The organism is Acutalibacter intestini, assembly GCF_034334985.1.
GTDB classification, from domain to species: Bacteria; Bacillota; Clostridia; order Oscillospirales; family Acutalibacteraceae; genus Acutalibacter; species Acutalibacter intestini.
This window is the reverse complement of sequence record NZ_JAWXXL010000002.1, coordinates 94,678-116,862: the sequence shown is the minus strand read 5'-3', so window position 1 is coordinate 116,862 and position 22,185 is coordinate 94,678. Positions and strand designations below refer to the sequence as shown.

Genomic DNA, 22,185 nt, shown 5'->3' with positions numbered 1-22,185 from the left:
AGAGCTACCGCTAAACTTGCGGATTAGATTTTCCAATTCTTTCCTATATACTATAAAACCCCCGGCACATATTGAGATATGCCGACAACCATATAGCAGGAGGTACTGCAATATGGTTGTAACCGATGTGTCCAACTTATCTGTACGAGAGCTGACCGTGAAAGGGACCCATTTCCAAAAGGAAAACGGGGATGCCCAATCAGCCATGGAACGAAGTATTATTTTTGCAAAGAGGCTGAGTCAATTTATGGAAGAGAAGGAGGTGAGTCTCGATATGGAAACTTCCCCGGTAGAAAGAAAGGTAACATATGGCAAACAAGACTACAGCAACATCTGCAAAGTTGGCCCGGACGGGCACGTCTGCGGGAGCCAGAACTACGGCCCGAAAGAGTAACAAAATCTACTGCTACATGGGCCCCGACATCAAAGGGTATCTGCACACCAGTCAGGTGTTTCGGGGGGAGCGTGAGAACCTTCTCAAAGAGTATGCCCAGCTGGTGGAGGCACACCCGCTGGTGAAAAATTTGCTGGTCCCTGGGGAGTCCCTGGCGGTGGCCAGGCTCAAGGTCAAGGAGCCGGGCACGGCCCACTATGCCAACTACCACAAGCTGTCCCAGGAACTGATAGAGGAGGCGCAGGGGAAGGTAAGGCCAGAGTATGAAGCGCATCAGAGAGGGGCGATGGACATGCCTGCTGGGCCGATGTACGCAAGGCGTTGGGAGAATAAAAGCACTTGGGTTGGGGCAGTCGTGCGGTTGACCTGACTTGTTTTTGTAAAGGAGAGATTCATCATGGCAAAAGAAACCTTGATAAAGGACGAGATGGAACAGGTAGAGGCTTTGGAGCAGGAAGCCCAGGAGGACCCCGATCCTTCTGTATTTACCCGCAGGTTGAACAAGCCCTTCACCTATGAGAACACCATTGTTGGGGCGCTGCACTTTGATTTCAGATCTCTCAGTGGTGAGGACACCATCGCCATTGAGGCAGAGCTGAACCACCGGCTGAAGAACCTCATGTACCCCCACCATTCCTGGGAGTTCATGACGATGATGGCCGTACGGGCCTGTGCCACCCGGGACGCCAACGGTATGTGGGGAGCTGGAAGCCTCCACCAAGTTTACGGCGGACGAGTCCGGCCAGGCTATGGGCTACATGGGCATGGCCGGGTGGAACGCCCAGCAGATGCTGGCGGGTATGCCCGGCGTGCTGGACCTGGCAGGAGTGGCGGACATCGTCACCGACAAGGCCTCACCGCCGCCGACACGGGCCAGTTTGTGGACGTGCTGGCTCGGCCTCCTCCAAATCCAACACCAATGTATTCCTGCTGGGGGAGAGCTTTAAGTATGTGGCGCTGCTGTGCGGCACTTTGGGCTACTCTGCCGAGGACGCCGCCGTATCTCTGGGTCTCATGGCCAACGCGGGCATCAAGGGCAGCCAGGCGGGCACCACGCTGAAAACGGCGATTGCCAATCTGGCCGCGCCTACGGAAAAACGGGCAGCCGAGATGGAGCGGCTGCCTATCAGCCTGACCGATTCCAACGGTAAAATGCTGCCCATGCTGGACATGGTGGGCAATCTTCGGGGTGCATTCTACGGCATGAGTGAGGCGGAACAGTCCGCGGCGGCAAGTACCATCTTCGGTAAAGAGACCATGTTGGGGATGCTGGCCATCATCAGCGCCAGCGAGGCCGACTACCAGAGCTTGACCCAGAGCATTTATAACTCTGCCGGGGCCGCCCCGCGTATGGCAAACATCAAGCTGGACAACCAGGCCGGTGACCTGACCCTGCTAGAGTCCGCCACGGACGGCCTGAGCCTGACCATTGGCGAAGAGTTCATGCCCCCAATACGCCTTTTGACCCAGGCTGGAACAGGGGTCATATCTTTCATTGATACGATAATCCAGGAGCATCCTGTTTTGGCAAAGGTCCTCATGGGGACCGCCGGGGCTGTGGGCGCGGTCCCCGACGGGGTGGTGGCTTTCAGCGCGGCGAAGAAAGCCGCCGCGGCTATGCCACGGGGACCACAGACGCCGAGCCTTGCTTCGCGATGGTGGGCGAGAACGGCCCCCAGCTGGTGTTCTTCCAGGGCGGGGAGCAGGTGGTAAACGCCACGCAGACCGCAGCCATGCAGAGGCAGTCGGCATTGAGCGCGGCTCCGGCCGGCCCCTCTGGCGAGGAATCGGTTGTGGTGCAGATTTACTTCCAGTTTGAGGGTAACGCCACCCCCAAGGCCGTAGCAAAGCTCTGGGAGTACAGCGCGGAATTCGAGGCCCGGGTGCGCCAGGTGAGGGAGGAGTATGCCATGGATTCAGCAAGGAGGCGGTACGGATGAACACCCACACCACCTCCCAGGGTTTTGTGGGATAGGATTGCCCACAAAACCCTGGGCAGCATCCACGACACCGACAAGCTGATGATGGCCAACCGGCGCTGTCTCGGCTTCTACACCTTCCCGGCGGGCATTGTGCTGACACTGCCGGAGGTGGGGAATGAGAGCGGCATGGAAGGCTTGCCGCCGAGGAAGCAATAAAAAAAGAGCCAGGCGTTCACCTGGCCCCAGCGGGTTATCTACTTTTCTTCCAGGCCCTTGAAGTAGGCCCTGATCAATTCCTCCAGCTCATCTGGCGTGTAGGTTTTATCCGCTCCCCCGGAGCTTTTGATCAGGCCAATCAGGTCATATGCGGTGGATTTCTGGTACATGATCAATTCTTTTTCACTGGGCGGCATAAATGGGCCCCCTTTCTTTGAATCTATCTATATTTTAACGTAAATCTCGCGGGAGGTCAAGCTTTTTCCAAAAGGAGGCAGATTTATGAGTGCTGAAAGCCTTTCCCGCCGAACCTTTGGGGACATCACTTTTCAAGGCGTAAACATCACAAAAAGCCTCCGGCCCTATTTTCTCAGTCTCTGCTACACCGACAACGAGGACGGCGAAGGGGACGACCTGCAAATCTGCCTCCAGGACCGGGCGGGGCTCTGGCGAGAGAAGGTGAACGCCGCTGCCAGCGGGAAGTTCAAAGTCAAGGCAGATATCGTCATGGAAAACTGGAAGAGCAGCTCTGCTGTTCTTGGCGGCGGAAGGGACATTCGCCTGCCCTGCGGGGAGTTCGAGCCGGACAGCGTGGAGGCCTCCGGCCCGCCCTCGGTGGTGGTGGTCAAGGCAACGGCACTGCCCTTTTCCAGCTCCATCCGGCAGACCAAGAAAACAAAGGCCTGGGAAAGCGATACCCTCTCCGGCATGGCCCATGAGATCGCCGGAGCCAACGGCATGAAGTGTATGTATGAGTCCAGCCACAACCCCAGCTACGACCGTATCGAGCAGCACAAGCAGAGCGACATCAAGCTATTGGAACGGCTGTGTCGGGACGCTGAGCTATCTCTGAAATCCACAGACAAGCTGTTGATGATTTTCGGCCAGAGCAAGTTCGAGAAAAAAGCCCCGGTACGTACCATCCAGAAGGGCCGGGACTACCTGAGCTACAGCCTGCGTACCAGCACCGCAGGGCGCCCAATATGCGTCCTGTCGGGTGAGCTATTCCAACCCGCTGACCGGCAAAAAGATTGAGGGCCTCGCCCGGGTGAACGATATGGTCCTCGCCCTGTTCCTGCCCTGCCACGGCAGCGACGGGTACATTCTGGGGCGGATTAGGAAGATACCAACCTGATTTGAGGGGATTTATATGGTGATCGGATGCCTGGGCGACATCATCTTTCAGGTGTCGGAGGAGACTGTCGAGACCATTCGTGATATGGAGTGGTCCGGCTCGGCCCGGTACGCGGTCCACCAGCGGCACAACATGAACGCCCTGACGGAGTTTACCGGCGTTGACCCGGACACTATGAAATTCACCGTTACCCTGGTTCGGGAGCCGGGGGTGGACATGGTGGCGGAGATCGCGAAATTTTTCAAGCTGGAACGCGGCGGAGAGGCTGTGCGGCTGGTGATTGGAGACAAGGCCTACGGCAAGTATCGCTGGAATGTGGAAAAGCACAGCGCCAAAATCACCGCTCACGACCGCAAGGGCAGCCTAATTGCCGCCGAAGTATTTTTAGATCTGCAAGAATATTTGAAATCGTAAGGTGAGTCTATGAGCTATCCAGTGAGCGCCACGGACCTGGGAAACATCCGGCTGAACGAATCGGAAACAGTGAACGCCGTGCTGCAAAACATTGCGCTGATTCTGGCCACGCCAAAGGGCTCGGTGCCCTTTTACCGGGACTTCGGCCTGTCCCAGGAGTTTTTGGACAAGCCCATGCCGGTGGCCAAAGTCATGATGATCGGCGAGGTGCGGGAGGCCATCGAGAGCTGGGAGCCTCGGGCGGCGATGGTAAATATCCGCTTCGCGGAGAATCCTCTGGAGCCGGGAAGGCTGACGCCTACGGTGGAGGTGGAGATCCCGGTGGGGGAATAAGATTTGACAAGTTCTGACAAGCTGGTATAATAGAAATGCCCCCCGAAAAGGGAGGCGAAAGGTACTGCCATAACGGTGGACGGTTGGCCCTCTCCAGAGGGTCTGGACCCTCTGATTACATAGAAACCCGAAAGGGAATCGACTGGAAAGGAGGGCTAGCTAATGAGCACTTACGAGACGTTATCGATAGTGATGATGGTTCTTGCCATCATCGTTCCACTGTTGGTAGCACTCATCAACAGTGCAAAAAAGTAACCGCTCCGGGTCAAAGGTAGCGATTACTTTTGCATAAAGTAATTTAAACCGGGCCAACCGTCTATCGGCGGTGCCTTTCTCTACTTTCATTATACCACAAGCGCCGGCAATGTCAAGTGACAGGGCCGGAGCTTTTTCATTTTGAAAGGGGAAGCCGTATGCGCAATCCCCAATACCAATTCATCGACACCAACGCAGCCGCGCTGGTGTCTTTGCTCGTGCAGGTCTACCAGCAAATCACCGGCGAAACGGTCTACCCCAGCAGCCCGGAGAGGGTGCTTATTCAGTGGGTGGCCAGCATCCTCACCCACGAGCGGGTACTGAACAACTATACCGGCAACCAGAACATCCCCAGCCGGGCGGAGGGGGAAAACCTGGACGCCCTGGCCCAGCTCATGTATCTGCCTAAGCGGCCCCAGGCCCAGGCGGCGGTGTGCACCCAGCGCTTCCATATTTCTGAGCCCCAACTCAGCGCCATTTTGGTGGCAAAGGACACCCGTGTTACCAGCCCCAGCGGGCCGGTTTGGGAGACTGTGGAGGACGTACACATCAAGATTCCAAATAATGGGCGTGATTGTGCATAGAAAGGACTCAATTAGAGAGCTGCAAAAGCGCAAGACCAACGAGCAGCTAGCCGCTGAAAATCAGGCGTTACAGGCTAAAGTGACAGCCCTGGAGAATCAGCTGGAGGATACGCAGTTAGCCCTTTGTGATGTCTATGAAGCTATGTTAGGGGGTGATGTGTAATGGCGGCAATCTACGCTAACTTGATTCGCCGTGGCCGGAAAACTTTAGAGGATGTTCCGGCCCATCTTCGGGCGGAGGTTGAGGTTCTGTTGGAGGCAAAATAATGAGTAGACTCCGGAAGAGAATATTAAGATTTTTGCTGCGGAAGGAGGTGGAAATCATGGCGGTTGTGTACGCGACTTTGATCATTAAGGGCCGCAAAACCTTGGAACAGGTACCCGCTCTCATCCGGGAGCAGGTGAAAGAAATCCTCGCCGATCTGGAAGTGGAGGTGTAAACGCTTCGAAAAGCAAAGGGCCGTCCGATTGGGCGGCCCTTTGCTTTATGTCTTTGGTGGAAGGACAAAACGATGCGGGTCAAGCTGTAGGACATCACAAACAGCCAGCCCAATCCGCAAACTGGTGGAGGACATGGAGCGTTCACCGCTTTCCAGCCGTTGGTACTGCCTGATGTTGATTCCGGCGGCGTTTGCTACGGCCTGTTGGGTAAGCCCAAGAGCCTCGCGCTGGTAGAACAGGTAGCGGTGCTCGGGAATAACATACACGTAACCTGTCTCCCCAACTGGTGGATTTTCGTCAACCAGCAGTGTGTCGTTGTACATATTGCACCTCTTTTTTTGCGGCCAATTGGCCGTAATAGCGTCATTATATGTCCAAATGGGCGTGGCGTCAAGTTACATTTGGAAGTAAGGCAGGTGATATAATTTGACACTCGGAAACCTTTTCGCCGGGGGCAGTGTTTTGGCCGTTGCCATGCTTCTGGTGCAGATTTCCCCCATAAAGATAAGCCCCTGGTCGGCGCTGGGGAAATTCTTCAAGCGGCTGCTGGGGCACTTGGGCCGGGCCGCAAACAGTGACGTGCTTGAGAAGCTGGACGAAGTGACACTGGCCCAGCAGGAAGCCCAGAAAAAGCTGGATACACTGGAAGTACGTCTGGATGAGCACATCGACGCGGATGATAAGCGGGACGCGGATAAGCATAGAATGGAAATTCTGCGCTTCAACAATGAACTTTTGCGCTCCATTGACCACACAAAAGAGGAATTTATTGAGGCGTTAGCTGAGATAGACGCCTATGAGCGGTTCTGTAACGATCACCCGGATTACCCCAACAACCGGGCCGTATTGGCCATTGAGAACATCCGGGAGAACTACAAAGAACGTCTAAAGAAGCATGATTTTTTACAGGAAGGAGAGGTTCATCATGAATGACCAGTTCGTAGCAAAATGTAAGGCAGCAGTTCAAGATTACTTCAACAGCCATGCCGAGAAGACCGATAACGTCTTAATCAGCATGGACGATGTGTATGTGGTCTGGCTGTGTAAAGCTTTGCAGAACAACAAGGCCCTGCTGAGTACCACGGTTCCCGACGGGATGTACTACGAGGTTACCTACAACGGAGATAAGCGCGAGATGTATGTGGACGTGTACAAGAAGTGGGAGAACTTCGCAATCAAGGAGTGAAAGGAGCGGCAAATATGAGTAACAGCGCCTTAAGCTGCAAGCGGTTGATAAGCCCCAACCGCAACAGCCCGCGCAATCACAAAATCGACACCATCACCATACACTGCGTAGTGGGGCAGATGGGCATTGACGCTCTGTGCAGCGAGTTCAGCAGGGAATCCAAAGGGGCTAGCTGCAACTACGGCATCGGCTACGACGGCCGCATCTGCACTGTGGTGGACGAGGGGGACCGTTCCTGGTGTACGTCCAGCTGAGAGAATGACCACCGGGCCATCACCATCGAATGCGCCAGCGACGCCTTCTACCCATACGCCATTAACGCCAACGTCTGGAAGTCTTTAATTGCGCTGTGCGCGGACATTTGCAGGCGCAATGGTATTCAAAAACTGGTGTGGTCTACAGACAAAAGCACCCGCATGAACCATCTGAATGGCTGCAATTTGACGGTGCACCGGGACTACGAAAACAAGTCCTGCCCCGGCGATTACATCTATGGCCGCCTGGGCCAGATTGCCAAAGAGGTCAACCAGAAACTGAACGTACCCGTCGAGCCCTTTAAGCCTTATCAGGGGCAGGTCAATGCAGACGACGGCCTCAACTGCCGCAAAGAGCCTGTCAGCGGCCAGGTGCTCAAGACCTTCCCAGACGGCACGGTGCTCACCATCACCAAAGAGGACGGAAACTGGGGCTACTGCGGTCAGGGCTGGGTATGCCTTGATTACATCAACAAAATCGCGTCGGCAAAAGACCCGGCGGCAAAGGAGGATTCTATCATGGACGGCAAGACCTTCAAGAAGATGTACGATGAAATCAATCCCACCTACAACACCATTGAGGAAGTGCCCGGCTACTGGCGCAAAGACATCAAGGAGCTGGTGGACAAGGGGATCATCAGCGGCGTGGGCGGCGGCAAGCTGGGCCTGACCCATAGCGACTGCAAAGCCGCTGTGCTTGCCAAGCGTATCAAGGAGAAGCTGTAATGCCCGCCCACATGAAGGAGCAGACCATCAAGGTGAAAACCCGCCCGGACTTTTCCAAGCAGCTCATCTCTGACATTCGCTGGCTCCTTTGGGCCGTGACCCTCGGGGGCCTGCTGCTGGCGGCGTACTGCATCTACAAGGGCTATGCGGGGTCGCTGCCCTGGCTCTCGGCGATGGTGGGCCTGCCCTGGACGGCGCATGGGGTGGTGTGTTCGTTCTACCTGAACATGGCAAAGTCCGACCACCGGGAGGGCGGCATTACCTTTGAGAGCGCAAAGGCAAATAGTTTCACGACTGACGAAAACAACACTGACGGCCCGATGGGCTAGGAAGGAAAAAGACATGAATGAATTTCTGACAACTTTACTGCAGGCCGTTCTGGTGGCCGCCGTGCCCGTGTGCGCGGCGTTCATCGGAAAGGGGCTCAAGGCTCTGGCCGCTTATCTGGGCCAGAAGTCCGAGAGCGATGCGGCCCGGAAATACCTGGAGGCCGCTGCCGACGCTATCTCCACCGCCGTAACGTACACCAGCCAGGTGTATGTGGACAAGCTGAAGGAGAACGGGCAGTTCACCAAAGAGAACCAGCAGGAGGCCCTGGGGATCGCCGTGGCCCAGGCCAAGAATCTGCTCACCGCCGAGGCCATCACGTATCTGCAAACTGCCTATGGTGACCTGAATGAGTACCTCAAGAGCCGCATCGAGGCAGAGGTGCGCAACCAGAAAATGGGTGTGGGTACCTTGACGTTGAGCGCGTAAACGCATACGAAAGCCCCCGGCTTTCCCGGGCCGATGTTTCGGCTGGGAGGGCTGGGGGCTTTTTGTTTTCCGGGGCTATTTCTCAAAGTAGGTGCTGTACACGGCCTCGGCTATTTCATTATAGCAATTCCTCTGGCCACGCTCAATCGCGTTTTGGAGCATTTTAGTCGCCGTCTCGGAAGCCTCTTTGTGCTCACAAATTTTCGTGATTTTCTCATATATTGTCATGGTATTTATCCTTTCTGGCCTGCCATCTTCAGCACCGGGAGGCCGTTCCTCGGTGGACGCCCCTGGCGGGGCGTTTCGGCACTTTATTTGCCATAAGCAAGTTTGAAAAGGTCGTTTTCGTGAAGTTCCCGGTCTTGTTCCTCCTGTTCAAAAAGGATTGCCCTCAGTTCCCGCACGGTTAGATTTTGATTGTCGATTTCGGTGAGCGCCTGCCTCAATTCGCGGATTGTCATTTTTAATTACTCCATTGCTGTTTCGTTGCAAGTCTATTATAAACGATAGCCTTTCAGTCGTCAAGGGTTTGTTGAAACATTTTCCTTTTGCTATCAAATCTTAAGCTTGACATGAGAAATGTAAATCTTTATAATAGCAAGCAGGAGGGATTAAGATGGACATTCCAAAGAAAATCAAACTGGCTACCACCTACGCCGGCATCAGTGAGGCGGAGCTGGCCCGGCGGCTGGGTTCTTCGTCCCAAGCATTTGGCCAACGGATGAAAACCGGGAAGTTCTCCTCGGCTGAGCTGAATAGGATCGCGGAAGCACTGGGCGCGGAGTTTGTGTGCTCGTTCAAATTCCCCAACGGCGACGAAGTGTGAAAAAGGCGCTGTCCCTCTTTAGGGAGACAGCGCCTTTTCGTTTTGGAGATAAAGAAAGAGCCCAAGCGACACACTCAGGCTCTCAGGAGAGGGACCCCTGTACATTCGTTTTCTATGGCCGGAAAATGTTTTCGCTCCCGGCTCATTTGGCACACGGACAATCAGCTCCGTCAAATCACAGCCCAGCACCTCGCAGATTTTGTCCAGCTGCTCCAGGCTCACGCGGGTTGCCACTTCGTGGTACAACTCGCTGATCGTGTTGGGCCGTATGCCCGTTTTACGCGCAAGGTCCGCTTGCGTCCACCTCAGTTCACCAAGCCGGGTGGACAGTAGAATCCGTATCATAGCCAGTCTCCTTTATGGTAGAGTCTAGCATATATCGGAATAGATTTCAGTGATTTGTTAGATAATATCGATTTTCGATATGTATTTTCCAAAAATAAAGCCGCTTGGTTTTTCCAAGTGGCTTTATTCTATCTGTCCATCAGCAAATCCAATGGACAAGCCAGAGCGAATACCCCGCCGACTATTGTGATGATCGGTCTTGGGTTCGCCTGGCTCTCTTTTGGTGGACCCGAAGGGGATCGAACCCTCGACCTCCAGATTGCGAACCTGGCGCTCTCCCAGTTGAGCTACGGGCCCAAATAGTAAAGTATAATAAAAGTGATTCCTTAATAATGAACTGCATTGCCAGCTATCTTAAGATAACAAACTAATCACTTCAAGATCTACCTTCTAAAAACAGGTCATAAAACCATCATGACCTGTGCTCCAAAGCTTAAAACTAAGAATCTCAATTTAAGGAAATAGTAGAATGAACCTGCTCATTTCAGAACAGTATTATTTTACCACAAAAAGAACAGCTTGTAAAGTCCCAATTTCAATTTTTTCTATTTTATTTGATTTATATATATACAAATTATAATTGTATTTGCAAATGTGAAAATTATAAACAATATTTATGTCGGGAACAAAAATCGTACGAACTTAGCTTAAAAACGGATTGCATATCCAACCGTAATCTGGTAAAATAAAGTTTAGCAAGTATAGGGCCTCCTATATTCCCACTGGAGTAAAATCTTCATTTGTTGAGTGAGAGTGGTGAACTGCTCCTGAATATTTAAAAATGCGTTTTATTCTATCTGAAAAATTTGGGTGTTGTTTATTATCCGGGCTGCTGGATTGAAGTAGCTATGAAAAATTTAGAAAAGAGGTTATTTATATGAAATGTAAAAGAGTTGCGGCACCTGTCTTGCTTGTTTTCTTGCTTATCAGTTTGCTGATTTCTGGCTGCTCTGCCAGAGAGAGTGGTTCCTTTACTGCCGACACACTAGATGGTGGTACGTTTAGCCAAAAAGACATTGAAGCAAAGGATTTGACGCTTATTAACTTTTGGGGAACTTACTGCGCCCCATGCATTGCGGAAATGCCGGACCTCGCCGCGTTCGAAAAAGCCCTGCCAGAGAACGTGCAGCTTATTACCATCTGTGTTGATGGAGAAAAGAATGAAGATAATGCAAGGGAATTATTGCAATGGGCCGAGTATGAGGGGATCACCTTAGTTAGCGGGAATGATAGTTTTAAAGCGCTATTAAAAGAAGTCCAGGGCGTACCCACCACTATTTTTCTGGATTCAACGGGAGGTCAGGTATGCGACCCGATCGTTGGAGGCGGATTCCAGGACTTTGAAGGCGTTTTTCTTAAGGCTGTGAATAAAGCGCTAAAAGCCAGTGGAAAGGCGGAAATTAGCCTTGAAAAGTAAGCGGATTTTGGCCGCGCGATATGGTCTTTTAGCTATAGCGCTAATATTTATCGCCATTGGCTTGCTGGGTAGAGAGCAAGTAGAAGTGCTGCAAAAGGCGGTGATGATATGCCTAGAGTGCATTGGAATCGGTTGAAAAAGGGGAAGATGGGCTTTCAGCGAAAGGTCCAGCTAGCTGCCGCTGTGTTAGTAAACGGCTACCTGCTGGGCTTTGCAAAGGGAAAAATTTTTACTGGCAGTACAAAGGCGCTTTGTGTGCCAGTGCTGAACTGCTATTCCTGTCCCGGTGCGCTGGGAGCTTGTCCCATTGGGGCATTACAGGCGGCTTTGGGCGGTGGCAATCACCACTTTCCATTTTACGTATTAGGTTTGCTGATGTTATTCGGCGTGGTGCTGGGACGCCTAGTATGCGGGCTCCTGTGCCCTTTTGGGCTGGTGCAGGATCTGCTGTACAAAATACCAGTGCCCAAGTGGAAGGTGCCGAAAAAAGTAGACCGGCCAGCTCGTTGGCTTAAGTACATCATTCTGCTGGTAATGGTAATTCTGCTTCCAGCTTTTGCTATTACGGATATAGGGGTCACCTCACCTTATTTTTGCAAATATCTATGTCCCGCTGGGACTCTTGAGGGCGGTATTCCGCTGCTGCTGGCTAATCCCTCCTTACGGGCGGTCGTAGGTGTGCTTTTTAGCTGGAAAGTACTGGTTCTTGTATTCATCCTAGCGGCATGCATGTTTATTCAGCGCCCTTTTTGCCGTTATCTCTGCCCACTGGGCGCTTTCTATTCCCTCTTTAACCGCTTCGGCTTCTATCAGATGCAGCTTGATAAAAATAAATGTGTGGGTTGTCAAAAGTGCCAGCGTGCTTGCCCTATGGCGGTAGAGGTTACAAAAAATATCAATAGCCCAGAGTGTATCCGCTGCGGAAAGTGTAAAGAAATTTGTCCTACAAAGGCAATTACCTCTGGCTTTGTAGGGAAAGAAAAGAGCACAAGCAGCTTGAAATCAGAAAAAGCAGAGTGAGGGAAGAAGGAGACTGCCGCTTATTTTGCAGCTTATTGTAGACAATCCGTCCTTTTTGTGCTATAATAAAAAAACCGCAAATGATTAAACAAAGAGAATTTGCAGGCTTCTATCATAATGTCTTTCATATAACGAAAGGAAAGTGACCGGGTATGACCATTCTTCCTCAAGATTATTCTCCCGCGTTAGGCCTTTATGACACCCAAAAGGCGATAGGACTTATCAAAAATATTTTTCAGGTAAAGCTGTGTGCGGCCCTTCATCTGAAACGTGTAACAGCGCCGCTGTTTGTGGACCCCGCTACCGGCCTGAACGACGACTTAAATGGAGTGGAGCGCCCAGTAGGCTTTGATATTCCCGCTGTGAATGGAAACGGCCAGGTGGTGCATTCTTTGGCTAAGTGGAAGCGTCTGGCCCTGCATGACTATGACTTTTTTGTGGGAAATGGCTTAGTGGCCGATATGAACGCCATCCGTCGGGATGAAGAACTGGATAATCTCCATTCAATTTATGTGGACCAGTGGGACTGGGAAAAGGTTATTTGCAAAGAGGAACGTACTTTGCAATTTTTGCAAGAGACAGTCCGAAAAATTGTAAGTGCTATCTGCGGTACTTTAGACGAGCTGCAATGGCAGTTCTCTGATCTTGCAATTTCCCTCTGTCGGGATGTGACCTTTATCACTGCGCAGGAACTGGAAGATTTATGGCCCGGTTTGTCGCCGAAAGAAAGAGAAAATGCCTTTACAAAAGAACATAAAACTGTATTTATTCAGCAAATTGGCGGAAAGCTGAAGAGCGGTAAGCCTCACGACGGCCGCGCTCCGGACTATGACGATTGGTCCTTGAATGGCGACCTGCTATTTTGGCATGAACCGCTGGGGCTTGCGCTGGAGATCAGCAGTATGGGTATTCGCGTGGACCCTGAGTCCCTGGACCGGCAGCTTAGGGAGACCGGCTGCGATGCCCGGCGGACGCTGCCCTTCCACAAGATGTTGCTTCATGGAGAGCTGCCCCTTACCATCGGCGGAGGCATTGGCCAAAGCCGCCTGTGCATGCTGCTGCTGGGCAAGGCCCACATCGGCGAGGTCCAGGCCTCCCTGTGGGACCAGGAGACCAGGGCCGCCTGCAAGGCTGCGGGCATTGTGCTGCTGTAAATCATAAAAAGAGCCCCCTCGGCGGTGAGGGGGCTCTTCTTCAGTCATGTATCATGTGTGTAGGGCAGCAGCTCTTTGCCGCCTTCTGCCGAGCATATTTCCATGATGACCGGCGGATCATCCTGGTCCAGGGTCAACTCCAAGGCCAGGGCCAGGCGGTCTAAGCCGCGGGGCAGCACCGTTACGCCGTAACAAGGGGCGAAGCCGGCCTCGTGATTGAGAAAGATCGCTCCCACAGTGGAGAGTTTGTATAGCTCATCCTGGCCGTCATAGAAAGCCATAGAAATGTCAAACTGATAAAAATTATTATCACCGAACAGTTTGTTGAAAAAGCTGCCCTTCGTACCGGAAGAAGCGGCGGCCCAGCCCTCTATGGCCTCGGCGGGCTTTACCTCTAAAGTTCCCTCTGGGTTACCCATGATAAGCTTGTACCGGGGGACCTTCAGCCGGACGCTGGCCTTGTAGTCCCGGCCGTTGACGGCCAGGACGCAGTCGTACTTTCGGGTGGAGGGGGTGAAGAGGTAGAGGGCGGAGGCGGCTAACGCCAGGCAAAGAACAATGATTAGCAGAGAAATTTTCTTTTTCATCTATATTCCCCTTAAAACAGGTGTACTTTTCTAGGTGCTTTTTAAAGAGCCCTCTCGCCGGTGAGGGGGCTCTTTGGGATCACAGGCATAATGTGGATTTATTTACACAGGTTCTGTTTCAAGATAGATTCTAGCGTACACATTGTTACTCATTTGATAATGGCTAAAGCGTGTACGGATAGAGGAAGGGGTGGTCGTGGAAACAGGAGGGACTTGATAGTCTAAATACTGGCGCTCAGTGGCATTTCTTCTATGACAAAGTGAAGTGCCATTTGGATGTGAAAAACCGAGATTAATCAGATCGGTGTTTTCATAATTCGTGCCATATATTCTTATCCATCTGTACCCATAGGTAGGAATGGCCTGTCCGATAGGGGAAACTGTAACGCCGTTTCTAGCAGGAGGAATATTTAATCTCCCGTATAGAATTCTTGTAATGGATTGCGGAGAAATCCCCTCATTATCTACAGGAATTTCGTTAGAAATGGGTTCTACTGGCAAATCCCAGCCAGGGAACAAATCGCTAAATGCTGGAAGTAGTTCAGATTCACCCTGTGGTAGGGTCAACACAGTAAACGGTATAGCCGTCTGCGGCCCAGTCCTGGCGGTAAATCAATTCATTTCGAGCAGTGATAATTTTGTCTTTTAAACTTTGCACAGCCTTATCTTGATTGAGATAAGCATAGTACCGTTTTTCAGCTTGGGTTTTAGGAAGAATGGCCTCCTTAGCTGATTCTAGAATAGCACGTTCTTCTGGTCCAGGGTTAACCCAATCAGCAGGGAAAAGGTCATGAAAAGCTGGAAGAGCCACTGCTGTGCCCTCTGGGTCGTCGATAGAGCCATAAGAGGCCCCGCCGCAATATCTCTCATCATACCAATCCGTGCTCCAAATAAAGCTGTTTCTGGCAGAGAGAATCTTTGCTTTCAGCTCATTCACAGCGGTGTCTATGTCCATGTGGGCATATTCCTGAATTTCGGCCTCTGTCATGCCCACAGCGGCCTGAGTCGCGTATTCCGGTACAGTTTCTGTTTCGGAAAGCAAAGGCGCTGGCGCTGCAAAAGCCGGCGCGGCACATGACGCGGCAAAGGTTAGGGCAAGCATCATTGAAACCAATTTCTTCATGAAAATTTCTCCTTTCCACTATGCCTATGATCTTAAGTTGATTATATAACAAATAGGGAGAAAAATCAATTCTAAAAAGGAAATATAATTAATAAAAGCTTCTAGTTTTATCTAGGCGGTTCCAAATAAAAGGACTTTAAGTATTTTTATCCTGGAACATAAATCATCATCTCTATCACAAAGCACCTGTGGAGTTGGTGGATATTAAGTGTGGACAACGGCAGGCATCATGCTGCTGTAGGTCCTGTGAAAAGAGCCCCCTCACCGGTGAGGGGGCTCTTCCTTAATTACATGCGCTGTGCAGTAAACACAGTTGGTGCTTGACAAAGCTGAAATTCAACTAAACTATATCAGACGCTGCCGTGCCGCCTCATACAGCAGTACCGTCCCCGCGCAAGCTACATTGAAGGAACTGGCCGAGCTCTTCTCCGCCATGGGGATGGTGCACAGATGGTCGCAGCTCTGCTTATAGGCGTAGCTCAGGCCGTCGGTCTCGTTGCCCAGCATCAACAGCAGTGGGCCTGTTAGGTTGGCCTGATAGATGGGATGTTCCCTGTGGGCCGTGGTACCGATGGTAGCGAACCCCGGGCAGGACTCCCGCATTTGGGCGATAAAAGCCATTACATCGGCGTTCTCTGCCTGCACCGCCGGGACCCGGAAAAAGGAGCCCATGGTAGCCGAGACTACATCCGGGTCGTACAGGTCCACGCCGTGGCCGGTGAGGATGAGCCCGTCTGCCCCAAAGCCGTCCATGGAGCGCAGCAGAGTGCCAAGGTTTCCCCGGTTGGAGGGGCGGTCAAACAGCACCCACAGGGGATTGGGCCGGGTGGGCTTGAACAGGCTCAAGTCGGCGGGACGCATCTTCACCACCGCCATCAGCTCCGAGCTGTCCTCCTTACTGCTAAGCTGGTCCAGCAGGGGCCCACTTAGCCGGAAATTCTGCTGGGTGGGCACACGGGCCAGCATGTCTTTTGCCCACCCAGAGAGCTGCCGGTCCCAAGCGTAGAGAAAGGAGGCAACTTGCCAGCCATTTTCTACCGCCTGGTTCAGGTTCCGTACCCCTTCCACAAAGAATTCGCCGTATCGGTGGCGCTTGTTACGATTGGTCTTGAGGACTTGAAATTTCTGAAAATCCGCGTCCTGGCTAAAAATATCATGCACTCGATTATTCTTGTACATCAATGAGCACCTTCATGGTAGACTCCCGGTGGGAGTCTATGTACTGATAAGCCTCTAAGTACTGGGCAAAGGGGAAGCGCCTGCTGAGCAGGGGCAGCAGCCGGACCTTGCCCTGGCTGGCCAGTTGGATGGCGGTTTCATAGTCCTCGCTGCGATACATCATGCTGGTGTTCAGGTCCAGCTCATGGTCGTTAAGCACAGCTAGGTCCACCGTGGCCATGCCGGCAAACACGGCCACCAAAATGAGAGTACTGCCCTTGCGGGCGTGGGCGATGGCCTGGCCCATAGTGATATTGTTTCCGGCGCAGTCGTAGATCACGTCACACTTGTCCGGGCCAAAATACTGGACTAAGGCTTCGCCAAAACCGGTTTCTTTCGTGTTAACAGGAAAGTCTATGCCGCATTCTTTGGCCTTTTCTAGCCGCAGGGCGCTTATGTCTGTAATCATCACCCGGCCCGCGCCCATGCCTTTGGCGGCCTGGGCCACCAAGAGACCAATAGGCCCCGCGCCCAGCACACAGACGTCCTTGCCGGCAATGTCCCCGGCCCGGCGCACCGCGTGAACGGCCACGGCCAGGGGTTCGATCATAGCGCCCTCTTCCAGACTCATGCTGTCGGGCAGCGGGGTGATCTTTTCCGCATCCACCGCGAAGTAATGAGAGGCCATACCGGTAGTTTGGAAACCCATGACCTTTAGGTTTTCGCAGAGATTGTATTTGCCGTTACGGCAGGGCCAGCACTGGCCGCAGACCACCTGAGGCTGGATGGTGACCTTTTGGCCCAGGGAAAGACCGGTAACACCAGGGCCCAGTTTTTCTACCAGACCAGAGACCTCGTGGCCTTGGGTGACCGGATAACTGGTAAATGGATGTTCGCCATGGTACACGTGGATGTCGGAACCACATACGCCGATTTCCATGATTTTGATAAGAACCTGTCCTTCCTGGGGCTGCGGGATAGGAACTTCCTGAAACGTAATGGCGCCGGGAGCGGTCATCACTTGTTGCAGCATAAAAATGCCTCCTATAAATTTTATGATACAAAGCCAGCCCGCTAAAAGTAGCAGGCTGGTAAAAATTTAAGAAATAATTCATGGTTTCACAAGCTCGGTCTTACAAAGCGTACGTCAAACTGCCGGCCAATTTTTCAGGGCCAAGGCGCTGCCTCTAACCAGCCTGTTTTAGACTCTCTACTTTAGAGGCAATGTAGCCCTGCACCTCTTCTCTTGGAATCTCCAGCGCAGCGGCGAACTCGCCGAAAAGCAGGTCCTCCGCCTGCTTTAAAAAACGTTCGTCTACACTGCCAAACCGGCGCTTTTTGCTAAGCTGATCCTGCTTTTTGGAGTAAATGGACATGGTCAGCTGAATCCAGTCCTCACAGCTATGGCTTTTCAGAAGGGTATCATAATGTCCCGCCAGCTCTTTGGCGGCACGGTTGTGATAAGCTGGAAACTGTAGGGTGGGGATAAGGCGGATCAACCGTTCAGCCTCCTCTCGGGTGATGATGGGCCGCATAAAGACCTTATCTGAGTCAACGGGCACTGAGATAACACAGGCCTTATAAAGAGGCACCAACACATAGTAAAGCCGCTCTTCTTCTGAATTGGGCAGTGTTTGCGGTTTGATCTCGCTAATCCTGCATACTCCTGTACTGCCGTATTGCACGAGTTCGCCAATTTGATACATGATTTTCCTCTCTGACCGAAAAAAGGTCCTCCATAGTTCCTCTTATGGCTGCCGCCAGCATAACCAGCGGCCTGCACACTTCATCTAACTGCTATTATACCACATTTAAGAGGAGAATGTAAGTAAAACTTCATAAAAAATGATTTTTTTTAAAAATATTTTTGATTTTTCCACTTACAGAGAGAGCTATGTAGGAGAAGAGAAAAGCTCAAATTGTCAGATACCAAACGGTATTACCAGATGCCGCTTGTAAACCAGTCCGGCAGAAGCGCCGCTTGACGAAGAATGATCATGAGTTTAATTAGCAGGCCAATGGCAGAAATAACGATACCGGCTACAGCCAGCCCCCGGGTCTTGTCTCCGCGAAATCCGAACATGGAGGCCACCAGCCCCAAAGGCAGCAATACTACGCTGGCCCAGAAGAATCCCATAATGGAGGATACAAAGCCCAACACAGTGGCCACGTCTGTCCAGGTGAAAGGACGTTTCTGACGAAAGTAAAGAGGCGGCTGGGGCGGCTGGGCAGAGGGGATAAAAGCTGGGGGTCCGCTTTGAAAATACTGGGGCTGGGGCTGGGGCTGGGGACTATACGGGTAGGGCAAAGGGGCACCTTGGGGCGGCGGGGCGGTCAGGGGAGCGCCACACTGCTGGCAGGTGGCAGACTGGTCTGGATTTACAGTTTTGCAGACAGGGCATGAAATCATACGAACACCTTCTTTCCTATTTTCTATAATTCTGGCGAGGACAGCTGGATTATGGAAGAAATTCCAGCTCCAAACTGCCAAAAAACTCTTGGCTTTTTTGCGCTGCCAGCGCGGGGTGATTTCCTGGAACTTCAAATAGAAGATTTTTCTCCTTGAAAACCTCTTCCGGGGGTTTGGGCTTGCCTACATACTGCATGTGAGGGTAGATCAACTCCATTACATCGTCTGAAAAGATCCGGTCCAACATGATTTCCACCGGGTTTCCGGCGGGTCTGCCTTGGGCTCGGGCCTGCTGGCGAAGCACAGCTGCCGCAGACAGGGCCATATCAGCAACCATAAAAATCGTGAAGAAAATGGTAAGGCCGCGGCCCAGCTTTTTGGGGATCTTCTCTAAGCTGCGCGAGACCACTGGGTACAGGTCTTTTACCCAAACCATGCCGAGAATTCCCCAGAAAAAAGAGTACATCAGGTTGGTGCGGCCACCCAGGTTTAAGAAGGAGTCGCTGTACTCCCAAGATACCGTGCCAAAGGCCGCTTGCTGCACAAAGCTGCAAAAATATTCAAAACTGGCCCCAATGACCATGCTGGCAAAAAAGATCAGCACATCACGCTGGTTATACATCCGCCGCAGGAATAGGGTGATAGCCACCGCCCCAAAGCCGTATACCAGAATAAAGGGACCAATCACCACACTCACTCGCAGCTCGAACTGGTGGGGCGGAACGATCAGGGCATAGATAGTCTCCAGTACGCAGCCGACCACATTGCCCGCCATGAAGATCCAGAAAAGCTTTTCATAACAGATTTTATAAGCAAAAGGCTTTTCCGCTCCTTCCGGCAGGTGGTCCTCATAGGCGGCAATGGCGGCCTCGTTCCGGCGGCGCTGGGCATCTTTCGATTTGCGGCGGAACACGTCGATACTCTCCTGTAGGGCGGTCAGCTGTTCGTTATGACGAAGAGAGCGCAGATTTGGAAAGGCCTTTAAGAGCCGGCGGTGCAGGATGTTAGACCGCAGATACTGCTCATATTTCTCCCGCAAATGCTCGGGATCAAGCTGCCATTTGGCAGTCCTTTTTGAGATGGCGGCGGTAGCTCCCTGGGTGGCGGAGGCATGCTGGAACAGGGACTCGCCCAGCTTATCAGAGCCCTCTTTCAGCCGGGCGGAGACATACTCCAGCATACGCAGCTTACAATTTAAGCCGATAATGGATACCACAGTCACAGCTAAGTCGGCGGTGAGCAGAGCCAAAAGCACAGCCAGAATGACCCATCCCACCGTAAGCGGGATATGGCTGACCATCCGCCCAGTGGCCGGGGTGACAAACCGTACCACAATGGCTCCGGCCACTCCCCATAACATGGAGAATTTAAGACAAATATAGCCGTTAAGGTTATGGGGCTCGTCAGAGTAGTCCCACCATTTTTGACGGAAAATTTTTTCCAGTAGGTATCCGGCCAGCCATTCAAGCGCGGAACCCAACACAATGGAGCCCAGCATCAGGGCCGCCAGGTTACCGCCAAAGGGCCTCATCACATAAGAAATGAGTACTACGCCCAGCCCGTAGATGGGGCAGACCGGGCCGCTGAGGAAGCCGCGGTTGACAAAGCGCCGTTCAATGGCCGCCGCGTAGAGAACCTCGCCGCACCAGCCCAAAAAGGCGTAGATAAAAAAGCACCATAAATATGTGTAAGCCATGCTAAATGATACAACTCCTTAAATCAGGTGGTAACTTTCTTTATGAATGCTATTTTATCAGAAGGGGGCAGTAAAGTAAAGTTCTATAGCCTTTCAGTTTTCTTAAATATTTCTGGCAACATTTCAATTAGATCGGTGGGCAGCATGGCTCGGGGGGAAAGGCTCTTTTGGCATAGATCTCCCGCTTTGCCGTGAAGCCACGCGCCCACTGCCGCGGCCTGAAAACTGTGGACCCCCTGGGCCAGCAGCGAACCAATGATGCCCGATAGTACGTCGCCGCTGCCGCCTTTGGCCATTCCGGGATTTCCGGTGGAATTCAGGGCCAGTTGGCTATCTGGTCCGGCTATTACTGTGGCCGCGCCCTTTAGCAGCACAACGGCCCCGCTCTCTTTAGATAGGGATTGAGCAATGGGAATACGCTGTGCCTGAACCTCTGGAACCGTACTTTTGCACAGCCTGGCCATCTCTCCGGGGTGGGGCGTGAGCACAATGGGGGACGAGAGCCTGGTCAGGCCAGCCTGGGCGCAGTAGTTCAGTCCATCGGCGTCGATGAGAAGGGGCTTGGTACAGGCGCCGAAAATAATGGGGCACACCAGGGCCGCCAGTTCCCCCAGACCACAGCCCACGACACAGGCGGTGCAGCGGCCCAGGGCGGCAATGAGCTGCTCCCTGGCGTTTTCCCGGGTGTATACGGTGAACACGGCCTCTGGTATGGCGGCGGCTAGGACGGGATATAAGCTTTGCTCCACGGCAATGTCCAAGAGGCCCACCCCACAGCGCAGCGCGGCCCGTGCCGCCATCATACAGGCCCCGGCCATGCCATAGCTGCCAGCCACCAGCAGCAGCCGGCCCTGGCTGCCCTTATTAGCCTGGATCCCCGGAGGTTTTAAGGTGTTCTTGGCCAACAGGGCGTTGGTCAGGCAAGCGCGGGTTTTGGCAGAACACAGCAGAGCCCCTGGTACACCCACCTGGCAAACTTTTACCTGGCCGCAGAATTCTTTAGCGGGATAGCTTTGATGGGCAATTTTTTGGGCTGTAAAGGCCAGAGTTATGTCCGCGCGGAAGCTGTGAGGAGAGGCCCGGCCGGTGTCGCATTCCACGCCGCTGGGCAGGTCGGCGGAAAGGCGGGGACAGGGAACGCCGTTGGCGTAGGAGAGAAGCCGGGCAGCAGCAGGGTCCAGCTCACCCCGAAAGCCAAAGCCGTAGACGCAGTCTATCACCAAACCAGCGGTAGAGAGAGCGGCTTCTGCCTGGTTCGGCTGGGTTAAGACAGGAATCTTATTGGGCAGGGCTGAAAAGGCGGCCCGGGCTAGGTCCGTGGCGGGTGGGCCTTGGACCAGCACGACCATGCAGGCAATCCCGTCTTGGCATAAGCGGCGGGCACACACAAAGCCATCTCCGCCGTTGTTGCCTTTGCCGCACAGCAGTACCACAGGCTGGGGGAGGAGGGGAAAGACTTCTTGAGCCAAGTCCGCCAAAGCGGAACCGGCGGACTCCATCATTTGAAAGAGGGAGACCCCAGCGGCTTCGGCGGCGGACTCCAGGGCCTGCATTTCGGATTTTGAGAAGAGTTTCATTGAAGTACGACCTTTCAAAAAAATAGGCAGAACAGGAGAAAGCGAAAACCATAAGCCCCTCCAAATGCTGAAAACGCCCGATAAGCTTTCAGGTACGTAAGCAGAAGTTTCGTCCACCTTTTCAAAGGTGGCAGGGGACGGGGGCAGCGCCCTCAGCGCCGGAGGCCAAAACGTGCATATAGCCTTTAAGAGCATTTTTAAAGAAAATGCTCTTAGGGCTTGTTTGAAAAATCGAAAACGTCGTCTTTTTTGCCAG

The 22,185-nt window shown here is 52.8% G+C and carries 37 protein-coding genes, 1 tRNA gene and 1 other RNA gene; 24 read left to right on the top strand and 15 right to left on the bottom strand.

What is annotated here, in order from left to right:
• Positions 1-112: 112 nt before the first annotated feature.
• The 6 genes from U8U68_RS02955 to U8U68_RS02930 are packed head-to-tail and all read left to right on the top strand — an operon-like array spanning position 113 to position 2,532.
• Entirely contained in the window at positions 113-394 is a 282-nt protein-coding gene (locus U8U68_RS02955; RefSeq protein ID WP_322199364.1) for a hypothetical protein, read from the top strand.
• On the top strand, positions 309-764 hold the full coding sequence (locus U8U68_RS02950) for a hypothetical protein (protein WP_322199363.1): 456 nt from the start codon (positions 309-311) through the stop codon (positions 762-764). Before U8U68_RS02955 ends, U8U68_RS02950 begins: the two co-directional genes overlap by 86 nt.
• A gap of 27 nt (positions 765-791) precedes the next feature.
• Complete coding sequence (locus U8U68_RS02945; RefSeq protein WP_322199362.1) at positions 792-1,454, top strand: hypothetical protein; 663 nt, start codon at positions 792-794, stop codon at positions 1,452-1,454.
• Positions 1,346-2,107, top strand: coding sequence for a phage tail tape measure protein (locus tag U8U68_RS02940; protein WP_322199361.1), 762 nt, complete (start codon positions 1,346-1,348; stop codon positions 2,105-2,107). The genes U8U68_RS02945 and U8U68_RS02940 overlap by 109 nt, the downstream gene beginning before the upstream one ends.
• Entirely contained in the window at positions 2,050-2,334 is a 285-nt protein-coding gene (locus tag U8U68_RS02935) for a hypothetical protein (protein WP_322199360.1), read from the top strand. The genes U8U68_RS02940 and U8U68_RS02935 overlap by 58 nt, the downstream gene beginning before the upstream one ends.
• Before the next feature lie 24 nt (positions 2,335-2,358).
• Entirely contained in the window at positions 2,359-2,532 is a 174-nt protein-coding gene (locus U8U68_RS02930) for a phage tail protein (RefSeq protein ID WP_322199359.1), read from the top strand.
• Positions 2,533-2,570: 38 nt separating this feature from the next.
• Here the strand turns inward: U8U68_RS02930 and U8U68_RS02925 are convergent, their stop codons facing one another.
• On the bottom strand, positions 2,571-2,729 hold the full coding sequence (locus U8U68_RS02925) for a hypothetical protein (RefSeq protein WP_322199358.1): 159 nt from the start codon (positions 2,727-2,729) through the stop codon (positions 2,571-2,573).
• An 85-nt stretch (positions 2,730-2,814) separates the two neighbouring features.
• Here U8U68_RS02925 and U8U68_RS02920 point away from each other — a divergent pair, with 85 nt between their 5' ends.
• The 7 genes from U8U68_RS02920 to U8U68_RS02890 all read left to right on the top strand — a co-directional run bounded on the left by U8U68_RS02920 (position 2,815) and on the right by U8U68_RS02890 (position 5,693).
• Positions 2,815-3,567, top strand: a complete 753-nt coding sequence (locus U8U68_RS02920) for a phage late control D family protein (protein ID WP_322199357.1) — start codon at positions 2,815-2,817, stop codon at positions 3,565-3,567.
• A gap of 115 nt (positions 3,568-3,682) precedes the next feature.
• A complete protein-coding gene (locus U8U68_RS02915; RefSeq protein WP_322199356.1) occupies positions 3,683-4,081 on the top strand; it encodes a phage tail protein in 399 nt (132 codons plus the stop codon).
• A 9-nt stretch (positions 4,082-4,090) separates the two neighbouring features.
• Positions 4,091-4,414: a GPW/gp25 family protein gene (locus U8U68_RS02910; protein WP_322199355.1), complete on the top strand. Its 324-nt coding sequence runs from the start codon at positions 4,091-4,093 to the stop codon at positions 4,412-4,414.
• Between the two features lie 413 nt (positions 4,415-4,827).
• Positions 4,828-5,253 (top strand): hypothetical protein, encoded by a 426-nt coding sequence (locus U8U68_RS02905; RefSeq protein ID WP_322199354.1) that lies wholly within the window; start codon positions 4,828-4,830, stop codon positions 5,251-5,253.
• Positions 5,234-5,416, top strand: coding sequence for a hypothetical protein (locus U8U68_RS02900; RefSeq protein WP_322199353.1), 183 nt, complete (start codon positions 5,234-5,236; stop codon positions 5,414-5,416). The genes U8U68_RS02905 and U8U68_RS02900 overlap by 20 nt, the downstream gene beginning before the upstream one ends.
• Positions 5,416-5,520, top strand: coding sequence for a CD1375 family protein (locus U8U68_RS02895; RefSeq protein ID WP_322199352.1), 105 nt, complete (start codon positions 5,416-5,418; stop codon positions 5,518-5,520). Before U8U68_RS02900 ends, U8U68_RS02895 begins: the two co-directional genes overlap by 1 nt.
• A gap of 56 nt (positions 5,521-5,576) precedes the next feature.
• Positions 5,577-5,693, top strand: coding sequence for a CD1375 family protein (locus U8U68_RS02890; RefSeq protein WP_367575780.1), 117 nt, complete (start codon positions 5,577-5,579; stop codon positions 5,691-5,693).
• 45 nt (positions 5,694-5,738) lie between these two features.
• On the opposite strand, the gene U8U68_RS02885 is transcribed toward U8U68_RS02890, so the two are convergent.
• Positions 5,739-6,017, bottom strand: a complete 279-nt coding sequence (locus tag U8U68_RS02885; protein ID WP_322199350.1) for a helix-turn-helix domain-containing protein — start codon at positions 6,015-6,017, stop codon at positions 5,739-5,741.
• A gap of 103 nt (positions 6,018-6,120) precedes the next feature.
• On the opposite strand from U8U68_RS02885, the gene U8U68_RS02880 reads away from it, so the two are divergent.
• The 6 genes from U8U68_RS02880 (at position 6,121) to U8U68_RS02855 (ending at position 8,616) form a co-directional block, all read left to right on the top strand.
• Positions 6,121-6,627 carry a hypothetical protein gene (locus U8U68_RS02880; RefSeq protein WP_322199349.1) on the top strand — a complete coding sequence of 169 codons (507 nt, stop codon included), beginning with the start codon at positions 6,121-6,123 and terminating at the stop codon, positions 6,625-6,627.
• Entirely contained in the window at positions 6,620-6,880 is a 261-nt protein-coding gene (locus U8U68_RS02875) for a DUF6275 family protein (protein ID WP_322199348.1), read from the top strand. Before U8U68_RS02880 ends, U8U68_RS02875 begins: the two co-directional genes overlap by 8 nt.
• Before the next feature lie 14 nt (positions 6,881-6,894).
• Entirely contained in the window at positions 6,895-7,134 is a 240-nt protein-coding gene (locus tag U8U68_RS02870) for an N-acetylmuramoyl-L-alanine amidase (protein ID WP_322199347.1), read from the top strand.
• Between the two features lie 162 nt (positions 7,135-7,296).
• On the top strand, positions 7,297-7,860 hold the full coding sequence (locus tag U8U68_RS02865) for an SH3 domain-containing protein (protein ID WP_322199346.1): 564 nt from the start codon (positions 7,297-7,299) through the stop codon (positions 7,858-7,860).
• Positions 7,860-8,189, top strand: coding sequence for a hypothetical protein (locus tag U8U68_RS02860; protein WP_322199345.1), 330 nt, complete (start codon positions 7,860-7,862; stop codon positions 8,187-8,189). Before U8U68_RS02865 ends, U8U68_RS02860 begins: the two co-directional genes overlap by 1 nt.
• A gap of 13 nt (positions 8,190-8,202) precedes the next feature.
• On the top strand, positions 8,203-8,616 hold the full coding sequence (locus U8U68_RS02855) for a hypothetical protein (RefSeq protein ID WP_322199344.1): 414 nt from the start codon (positions 8,203-8,205) through the stop codon (positions 8,614-8,616).
• Positions 8,617-8,691: 75 nt separating this feature from the next.
• On the opposite strand, the gene U8U68_RS02850 is transcribed toward U8U68_RS02855, so the two are convergent.
• From U8U68_RS02850 to U8U68_RS02840, 3 genes are all read right to left on the bottom strand, one after another.
• Positions 8,692-8,844, bottom strand: a complete 153-nt coding sequence (locus tag U8U68_RS02850; protein WP_322199343.1) for a hypothetical protein — start codon at positions 8,842-8,844, stop codon at positions 8,692-8,694.
• Positions 8,845-8,857: 13 nt separating this feature from the next.
• Positions 8,858-8,925, bottom strand: an RNA gene (locus tag U8U68_RS02845) — hammerhead ribozyme type II.
• 2 nt (positions 8,926-8,927) lie between these two features.
• Positions 8,928-9,077 carry a hypothetical protein gene (locus tag U8U68_RS02840; RefSeq protein WP_322199342.1) on the bottom strand — a complete coding sequence of 50 codons (150 nt, stop codon included), beginning with the start codon at positions 9,075-9,077 and terminating at the stop codon, positions 8,928-8,930.
• A gap of 155 nt (positions 9,078-9,232) precedes the next feature.
• On the opposite strand from U8U68_RS02840, the gene U8U68_RS02835 reads away from it, so the two are divergent.
• Entirely contained in the window at positions 9,233-9,442 is a 210-nt protein-coding gene (locus U8U68_RS02835) for an XRE family transcriptional regulator (protein ID WP_322199341.1), read from the top strand.
• An 18-nt stretch (positions 9,443-9,460) separates the two neighbouring features.
• Here the strand turns inward: U8U68_RS02835 and U8U68_RS22285 are convergent, their stop codons facing one another.
• Positions 9,461-9,787: a helix-turn-helix domain-containing protein gene (locus tag U8U68_RS22285; protein ID WP_367575779.1), complete on the bottom strand. Its 327-nt coding sequence runs from the start codon at positions 9,785-9,787 to the stop codon at positions 9,461-9,463.
• Between the two features lie 221 nt (positions 9,788-10,008).
• Positions 10,009-10,084, bottom strand: a tRNA-Ala gene (locus U8U68_RS02825).
• Between the two features lie 580 nt (positions 10,085-10,664).
• On the opposite strand from U8U68_RS02825, the gene U8U68_RS02820 reads away from it, so the two are divergent.
• The 4 genes from U8U68_RS02820 to asnA all read left to right on the top strand — a co-directional run bounded on the left by U8U68_RS02820 (position 10,665) and on the right by asnA (position 13,378).
• A complete protein-coding gene (locus U8U68_RS02820; RefSeq protein ID WP_322199340.1) occupies positions 10,665-11,204 on the top strand; it encodes a TlpA family protein disulfide reductase in 540 nt (179 codons plus the stop codon).
• Complete coding sequence (locus U8U68_RS22280; RefSeq protein ID WP_367575778.1) at positions 11,173-11,340, top strand: CD1871A family CXXC motif-containing protein; 168 nt, start codon at positions 11,173-11,175, stop codon at positions 11,338-11,340. Before U8U68_RS02820 ends, U8U68_RS22280 begins: the two co-directional genes overlap by 32 nt.
• A complete protein-coding gene (locus U8U68_RS02815) occupies positions 11,313-12,224 on the top strand; it encodes a 4Fe-4S binding protein (RefSeq protein WP_322199339.1) in 912 nt (303 codons plus the stop codon). The genes U8U68_RS22280 and U8U68_RS02815 overlap by 28 nt, the downstream gene beginning before the upstream one ends.
• Positions 12,225-12,376: 152 nt before the next feature.
• Positions 12,377-13,378, top strand: a complete 1,002-nt coding sequence (gene asnA / locus U8U68_RS02810; protein WP_322199338.1) for an aspartate--ammonia ligase — start codon at positions 12,377-12,379, stop codon at positions 13,376-13,378.
• A 44-nt stretch (positions 13,379-13,422) separates the two neighbouring features.
• Here the strand turns inward: asnA and U8U68_RS02805 are convergent, their stop codons facing one another.
• From U8U68_RS02805 to U8U68_RS02770, 8 genes are all read right to left on the bottom strand, one after another.
• On the bottom strand, positions 13,423-13,965 hold the full coding sequence (locus tag U8U68_RS02805; protein WP_322199337.1) for a hypothetical protein: 543 nt from the start codon (positions 13,963-13,965) through the stop codon (positions 13,423-13,425).
• A gap of 547 nt (positions 13,966-14,512) precedes the next feature.
• Positions 14,513-15,088 carry a hypothetical protein gene (locus U8U68_RS02800; protein WP_322199336.1) on the bottom strand — a complete coding sequence of 192 codons (576 nt, stop codon included), beginning with the start codon at positions 15,086-15,088 and terminating at the stop codon, positions 14,513-14,515.
• A 345-nt stretch (positions 15,089-15,433) separates the two neighbouring features.
• A complete protein-coding gene (locus U8U68_RS02795) occupies positions 15,434-16,267 on the bottom strand; it encodes a TrmH family RNA methyltransferase (protein ID WP_322199335.1) in 834 nt (277 codons plus the stop codon).
• Positions 16,254-17,279: a zinc-dependent alcohol dehydrogenase gene (locus U8U68_RS02790; protein WP_322199334.1), complete on the bottom strand. Its 1,026-nt coding sequence runs from the start codon at positions 17,277-17,279 to the stop codon at positions 16,254-16,256. The genes U8U68_RS02795 and U8U68_RS02790 overlap by 14 nt, the downstream gene beginning before the upstream one ends.
• A gap of 154 nt (positions 17,280-17,433) precedes the next feature.
• Entirely contained in the window at positions 17,434-17,952 is a 519-nt protein-coding gene (locus U8U68_RS02785) for a CarD family transcriptional regulator (protein WP_322199333.1), read from the bottom strand.
• Positions 17,953-18,185: 233 nt separating this feature from the next.
• On the bottom strand, positions 18,186-18,656 hold the full coding sequence (locus U8U68_RS02780; protein WP_322199332.1) for a hypothetical protein: 471 nt from the start codon (positions 18,654-18,656) through the stop codon (positions 18,186-18,188).
• 49 nt (positions 18,657-18,705) lie between these two features.
• On the bottom strand, positions 18,706-20,352 hold the full coding sequence (locus U8U68_RS02775) for a putative ABC transporter permease (RefSeq protein ID WP_322199331.1): 1,647 nt from the start codon (positions 20,350-20,352) through the stop codon (positions 18,706-18,708).
• A gap of 83 nt (positions 20,353-20,435) precedes the next feature.
• Entirely contained in the window at positions 20,436-21,929 is a 1,494-nt protein-coding gene (locus tag U8U68_RS02770) for an NAD(P)H-hydrate dehydratase (RefSeq protein WP_322199330.1), read from the bottom strand.
• Positions 21,930-22,185: the final 256 nt, after the last annotated feature.